At 42.3% G+C, this 6,349-nt stretch carries 5 protein-coding genes, 2 tRNA genes and 1 pseudogene; all 8 read right to left on the bottom strand.

Annotated features, from left to right (window positions below; genetic code table 11):
- Positions 1-63 precede the first annotated feature (63 nt).
- Positions 64-1,254, bottom strand: coding sequence for an N-acetylmuramoyl-L-alanine amidase family protein (locus AB3112_RS07115; protein WP_367334187.1), 1,191 nt, complete (start codon positions 1,252-1,254; stop codon positions 64-66).
- Between the two features lie 150 nt (positions 1,255-1,404).
- Positions 1,405-1,476 (bottom strand) — tRNA-Asn (locus AB3112_RS07110).
- 114 nt (positions 1,477-1,590) lie between these two features.
- Positions 1,591-1,662: transfer RNA gene (locus AB3112_RS07105), tRNA-Asn, on the bottom strand.
- A 90-nt stretch (positions 1,663-1,752) separates the two neighbouring features.
- Positions 1,753-2,061: a hypothetical protein gene (locus tag AB3112_RS07100; RefSeq protein WP_057910516.1), complete on the bottom strand. Its 309-nt coding sequence runs from the start codon at positions 2,059-2,061 to the stop codon at positions 1,753-1,755.
- Between the two features lie 220 nt (positions 2,062-2,281).
- The gene (locus tag AB3112_RS07095) at positions 2,282-3,355 is read right to left on the bottom strand and encodes an ABC transporter ATP-binding protein (protein WP_084975146.1); all 1,074 of its coding nucleotides are present in this window, start codon (positions 3,353-3,355) and stop codon (positions 2,282-2,284) included.
- Between the two features lie 105 nt (positions 3,356-3,460).
- Positions 3,461-4,240 (bottom strand): glycoside hydrolase family 73 protein, encoded by a 780-nt coding sequence (locus AB3112_RS07090; protein WP_367334186.1) that lies wholly within the window; start codon positions 4,238-4,240, stop codon positions 3,461-3,463.
- Between the two features lie 91 nt (positions 4,241-4,331).
- Complete coding sequence (locus AB3112_RS07085) at positions 4,332-5,843, bottom strand: glycoside hydrolase family 73 protein (protein ID WP_084975142.1); 1,512 nt, start codon at positions 5,841-5,843, stop codon at positions 4,332-4,334.
- Between the two features lie 218 nt (positions 5,844-6,061).
- Positions 6,062-6,349: pseudogene (locus tag AB3112_RS07080) on the bottom strand (glutamine--fructose-6-phosphate aminotransferase); the annotation flags it as partial.

Below are 6,349 nucleotides of genomic sequence, written 5' to 3'. Positions count from 1 at the left end.
TTTCTTTTGATTTCAACACTCAAAAGTCTATCACAAATGGCTTTTTAAATTTCTAACTTAATTTTACAAACAGGGAACCTTAAACGTTTGGTTGAGGATCCTTTGCGTTGACCCGGTCACCTTCGATAACGTCGACGTGTTATAAACGTGATTGCGCAGTGCATACTTGCCGCTCTTAATCGTGATTGACTTGTTGGAATCATTATATGTGACTGGATTGAAGCTCAAGGCCTTTGAGAAAACCCAATATTTTTGGGCATTGGCAGCCTTATTGAAACGAATCCGGTACCAAGTTGACTTCGACGGCATCTTGACGCCCCGGGAGTCGACGTAAACCTTCTTGCCGGTATACGCCGGAAGAGACGCCCAACTGTAGCTATAAGTGCTGTATCCGGCATCCTTAACGTGATTGTATAAACGATAGCGGCTGAAGGTGGGAAGAAGCGTTGCGGTTTCGTTGCCTTGACCGCGATAATATTTAACAGCCGCCTGCTGGGAAGCAGAGTTGGCGTTCAGTGCCCCACTGGTGTCTGATGTTTGATTGGTAGTTGACGAGCTGGTCGAAGCTGAACTGTTGCCATAATAATGTTTAACCAGGGCATAAAAATCATTCATGGTATAAGCCTCACCAAAATAGGTTTGGCCGGCCTTGGCGTAATAGCCGTCCGGATCGACATGGTCTGATCCACCCAGGTATTTGGCAACTGCTTTGTGTGACCAGACTGTCCCCTTGCCATCATTAACCGCGTTATTGAGTGGCAAATTATACTGGTGCAGTAACTCTGCCGTATAATTGGCGGCATTATTGACTTCTTTGGCAAACGCAGCCTTACTGTGAACTTCGACTTGTTCGAACTGTATGAACCGTCCGTTACCTGGAAATCCACAGCCCCACGCCAAATAGTTGGTGTCGGCAATGTTAATCACCCGGGACGCATCCACGTATGAATGAACAAAGGCATTTTGATAGTTGCGTTTCATGTAGGCAATTTCACCGTAAATCGTCGAACTGGGGTTGCCGGTTTCGTGCACAACGACGCCAGTGGGTGCCCCGGCCGTATAAGCGTTTTTCGGAAAGCCGCTCCAGATGGATTTGGTCACATTAGCCGGTGTCAGGTGTTGGTTGAAAATATATGAATTAACAGCCGAGTCGGCAGCCACACGCTCAGAATGGATCAGAAGTGCTGAAACGCTCAGGCCCACAGAGGCAATGACAATAACGGCAAATCTTCGAATGGATTTATGTAAGTTCAAAACAATCCCCCCAATGCTGTACACTCATTTCGGTAACAGTATCTGTATCGTATCATATTCCACTATGTGTGAAAAGTTCGCAAACTCAATCGGCTCAAAATGAGAAAAATGGCAAAATAAAAAGTAGGCCGCTAAGCCTACTTTTAAGAACTGCTCCGGCTGGGTTCGAACCAGCGACCTCTTGATTAACAGTCAATTATTCTACCACTGAACTACGGAGCAAAAATATTCAATTACTAACGAGCACTATGATAATATATCATATTCATCGTTGGTTGACAACAAGAATGTATAAAAAAAGATTTTTTGCGCTTTGAGAATCCCGAAAGATCTCAACTGCTCCGGCTGGGTTCGAACCAGCGACCTCTTGATTAACAGTCAATTATTCTACCACTGAACTACGGAGCAAAAATATTTTCTTTAAAAACGACATATATATTTATATCATATCCACGGAAAATATGCAAACCAAAATTTCATTTAAATTTCATTAAGCCCCTAACTAATGTGATTTTCTTTCAGAATAATGTCAACTTCCTTCTGCATTTCAGGGGTTTTCCGCCATTCTTCAAAATGATCCATGTTTTCATCAGGCATGGTGTAATTCTCGTTGACGTATTGCTCATATTTTGCGACGTGAGGTGAGTGCGGGATGTTTAGCTGTAATATCCTTACCTGCTTGATAAAACCTCTCTCAGCGGCTAATTCTGCCCTTCCGTTTTGAACCATGTTACTGATCTCGATGTACTTTGTGCCATCATTTCTGGTAATCTCTTCAATCAACGTTAAAACCTCATGACTTTTCAATGTTTTGCCTCCTTTGACATTGACCATCATATAATTATACATAAAAAAACTGGCGTTATAAAGACGTCAGCTTTTTAAGAGAGAAAGAGAATTGATTAGAAGGTATTTATTTAGTACCCGAACATAATATACTCAATATTGTAAGCGCTGTCAACTACATTTAAAAATAAATGAGATCTTTTGCGGCGACGCGCGATCTCATCTACTGAATTTCAAAACTTTATTCTGTCCCAGGTAAATGTAAGGTGTGTGATGGATGCACGATTGAAACCGGGTTATCAATGACGTGTTCGAGCGAGTGGCCCGAAACGTTAACCAAACAGAAGAAAACCACCACGATCAAAACCGCCCAGGTTAACAGCTGGTTCCAAACTGACATTTTTTCACTAATCACCGAACCATAGAACCGTTTCTGGACCTTAGCCGGGATATCCTTGGCTTCTGGATTGGCAGCTTGTTCCTGTTCGGTAACCTTCTTTTGGTAATTTTGAATGCTGAAGTTCTTTTGGATACTCTTTCGTTCCGACTCAAACTTATGCTTTTCTTTTTTACTGAGTTTTTTAAACCACTGAGTAAACTCACGGTATTGGCTGGTGACTTCTTTAGTATCACCGACCATTTTAAGTTCGCCATAGTTAATCCAAGCGACTCTGTCACAAAGCATTTCAATCTGCTTCAAAGAATGGCTGACAAAAATAATGGTCTTTCCTTCAGCTTTAAACTCGGTAATTTTGTCAACACACTTCTGGTAGAACGTATCATCACCAACCGATAACGCTTCGTCAATAATCAAGATATCCGGGTTGATATGCACGGCAATAGCAAATCCCAGCCGCGAACGCATCCCGCTTGAATAGCTCTTAACCGGTTGGTCAACGAAATCCCCAATGTCAGCAAATGCAATAATGTCGGGCATTAATTCGTCGATTTCTTCATTAGTCAGCCCCTGCATCAGTGACTTCAAGCGGATATTTTCCCGTCCGGTTAAATTACTTCTCAATCCGGCATGGATCGCCACGATTGAAGTTTCGCCACGAACATCAACGTACCCGGTCGTTTGGGGGATAATGCCGGAAATAATGTTTGAAATTGTTGACTTACCAGAACCGTTGACCCCGATCAGGCCCATTGTTTCACCTGGTTGAATGGTCAATGTAATACCCATCAGTGACCAAAAATGGGGAACTGGTTTTTTAGACAGCGAAAAAAAGGATCTCAGCTTTTCTGACTGCGTCTTAAAGAGTTCGTACTCCTTGGTAACATTTTCTACTTTTACTTTATAATCATTTTCCATTGTTTCTCTCCTAGTTTAAGAAACTCTAAATTCACGAGTAACATTATAACAAATATTGCAGCGAAAAAAAGGGTTCACAAATAATCTTTGCGAACCCTTAAATAACTACTTCTCAACGATGTTTTGCAAAGGGAGGCTATTAAATTGGATAACCGGGTCCCCCTGATTAATCTTGGTTGCACCCTTCGTGTTAAATACAAAGTTTGGAATAATTCGCTTGGGAATACTATTAATCTTTGATTGGGCATTTTCGGCCCGGACTTCAGCCTCCTGCTTCTTGTTACCTGCAAGTTGTTTGTCCAATGATGCATCAATCTTGGAGTTGATATCTCCCGAACTCACTGATCCGTCAAGCTTATTCAAATCGTATTTGACGATGATGGCGTTCAGCTTGTTGCCGTACTCCATGTCGGTCGCATAGGTTAATGACAGGGCCATCGCCGCATCACTTGACGTTGGGGCGTTATTTGTCCAGGTTCCGGAATAATAATTCGAATCCGTTAACGTCCCATGGCGTAAAAGATACGCATTATCCTTGATTGAAGCTTCAATGGTTGGATACTTTTTAAAGGCGGCAGCAGTCATGTAATGTTTACCATTTGCCGTGTATTCACCGGTACTCATCGTCACGGATTGGCCATTATAACTGCCTTTAACGCCAAAGTAATTGTTGGCGTCCAACGATAACTCGGACCGGCCAAAATCGCTTTCAACGATTGCCTGAGCCATCATAACCGATGGATAAAGATGATTTTGTTTGCTAACCTTGACGACCGGGTCCTTTAAACGATTGATAAAGTCAGTTTCGACACTGGCGTTTGCTATATTTGCTTGCACAAAACAAAAGCCGATAACCGCAATCGCTGCAGCCAGGGCTTTCATCATGACGTGTACACATTGCTTAGTAATTCTAAAAACCTCCCAATCACCCTCATAATTGATGATTTTTTATTATGAAGGACGACTCGCTGTTAACTTATGAGAAAAACGATGCCGGAACCCAATACTTGGCCGAAGAACTCGGACTCGAAATTCGATACCAAATAGAGCCATCACTGACTTTATAACCCATCTTATCGACAGTAACCTTCGTTCCAACACTTAAATTAACTTGACTTAGTTTGTAGTGCTTCTGTAAATTGCCGGTTGCGTTGGCGTGATCATACAGATAAGTCGAGCTGGCGTTCTTGGATACCGACTTGACCGCCTTATGATTAACTACCGCGACCGATCCAGGATATGATACTACATCTGAGCCTTTAATCCAACCTTTAGTCTTACCATCGGAAATTTTGTACCACAAAACTAATCCCTTGGATGACTTTTGTAAAGCGGTTTTGCTGACATTATAACCCTTATTGACGGCCGCTAAAGTTTTCACTTTTTTGACCGGCTTGGACAACAAGCTTGAGCCGACAATGTGATTATAAATATAACCATTTGACGTCTTACTTGGCGTCAAAGCCCCAGTTGCTGAACCGGAATAAGTTGTCGCAAATTGAAGTGCAGGTGCACTAACCCAGAACTTTTTGGCTTTGGCATTGCTGTAAAATCTCAGTCGATACCAGTTGGTTGAACTATTCGTCTTGACACCACGCATATCCAAATAAACTTGGACACGACTATTAACGCCCAGTTGTGACCAGGTATAACGTTTCTCACTATTAGCGGCGCCCTTCACATGATTATATACGTAATACTTCTTGTATTTCTTTGAAAGCGGCACTAAATCTTTTCCGGAAGCTTTATAGTATTTAACCTTCGCTAATTGCTTAACCGGGGTCACTGGTGTTTGAGTCTGAGTTGTTGAAGTGGCTGACGAGCTTGATGAACTCGACGAGCTGGTGGTTGAGGACGTTTGTGATGACGAGCTGCTGGACGTTGAACTGGAACTGGAAGACGAACCAGACGTCTCACCAAACACCTGATCCAAATTATAGGTTTGAATGACGGTAATCAAAGAAGCCCCATAATTGGGTGCGGTGGCGTATTTTCCCGTCAAAGCATTGGCAGCATCTTGATAAGTGGCCGCGTTTTCTTTCCATGAACCTGAGTAGTACTTAGAATCCCAACTCGTCCCGTTCCTAAGTGTCGATCCGTTATCGGCAAAAGAAGCGTAAGCGGTGGGATATTTTTTGAAATTCGCCGTCGTGTTAATCATTTGACCATTACTGTTGTATTCAACGGTTGGCATCGAAACGGAGGCACCATTATAGGCACCCTTAATACCAAAGAAATTATTAGCTTCTTGGGTCAATTGGCTTTGCCCCCAGCCACTTTCCAAGCCAGCCTGGGCCATCATGACCGACCCATACAAATTGTATTTCGTTGCTGCTTTTGTCACATCACTTTTGTATTGACTGATGAAACTGCTTGCCGTTGAGGCATAAGCTTGTTGGTATGTACTTTGGGCAGAAAAGCTTGTGAATAAAATCCCCATCCCCGTAACAAGTAGCGCAGTTAATCCATGTTTAATTATTTTATTCAATGATCCACACCTCCGAATAAGCCACATCCCTATCATATTAGATAATGGATAAAAAATGAAGCCCTAAATAGAATAAATTCCACTAAAAGCTTTAAACTTTCTTAATATCTTTACCAACTCTTATAATATATCATCTTCGCGCCGAAAACAAAAAAAGACGACCAAATAAATTAAAAAATTTATTTAGTCGTCTTAAACCAAACGGTTATTAAGCAAACCTATTCAACTGTGACACTCTTAGCCAAATTCCGTGGTCGATCGACATCTAATCCCTTGTTCAAACTGGTGAAGTAAGCGATCAGTTGCGCTGGCACAACACTTAGGAGTGGCGTAATCAATTCATTAACATCTGGAATGACCAACGTATCGCCTTCTTGTGCAAGCCCGTTTCGAACAATTGTAAAGGTTGCAGCACCCCGGGACTCTGTTTCTTGAAGGTTGCTCCGGGTCAAGTTGGCAGTTCGTTTTTGCGTAATAATGCCAACAACCGGCGTGCCTTCTTCAAT

This window comes from Lentilactobacillus sp. (assembly GCF_040773105.1).
GTDB lineage: Bacteria > Bacillota > Bacilli > Lactobacillales > Lactobacillaceae > Lentilactobacillus > Lentilactobacillus parabuchneri.
This window is presented reverse-complemented; position numbering and strand designations above follow the sequence as displayed.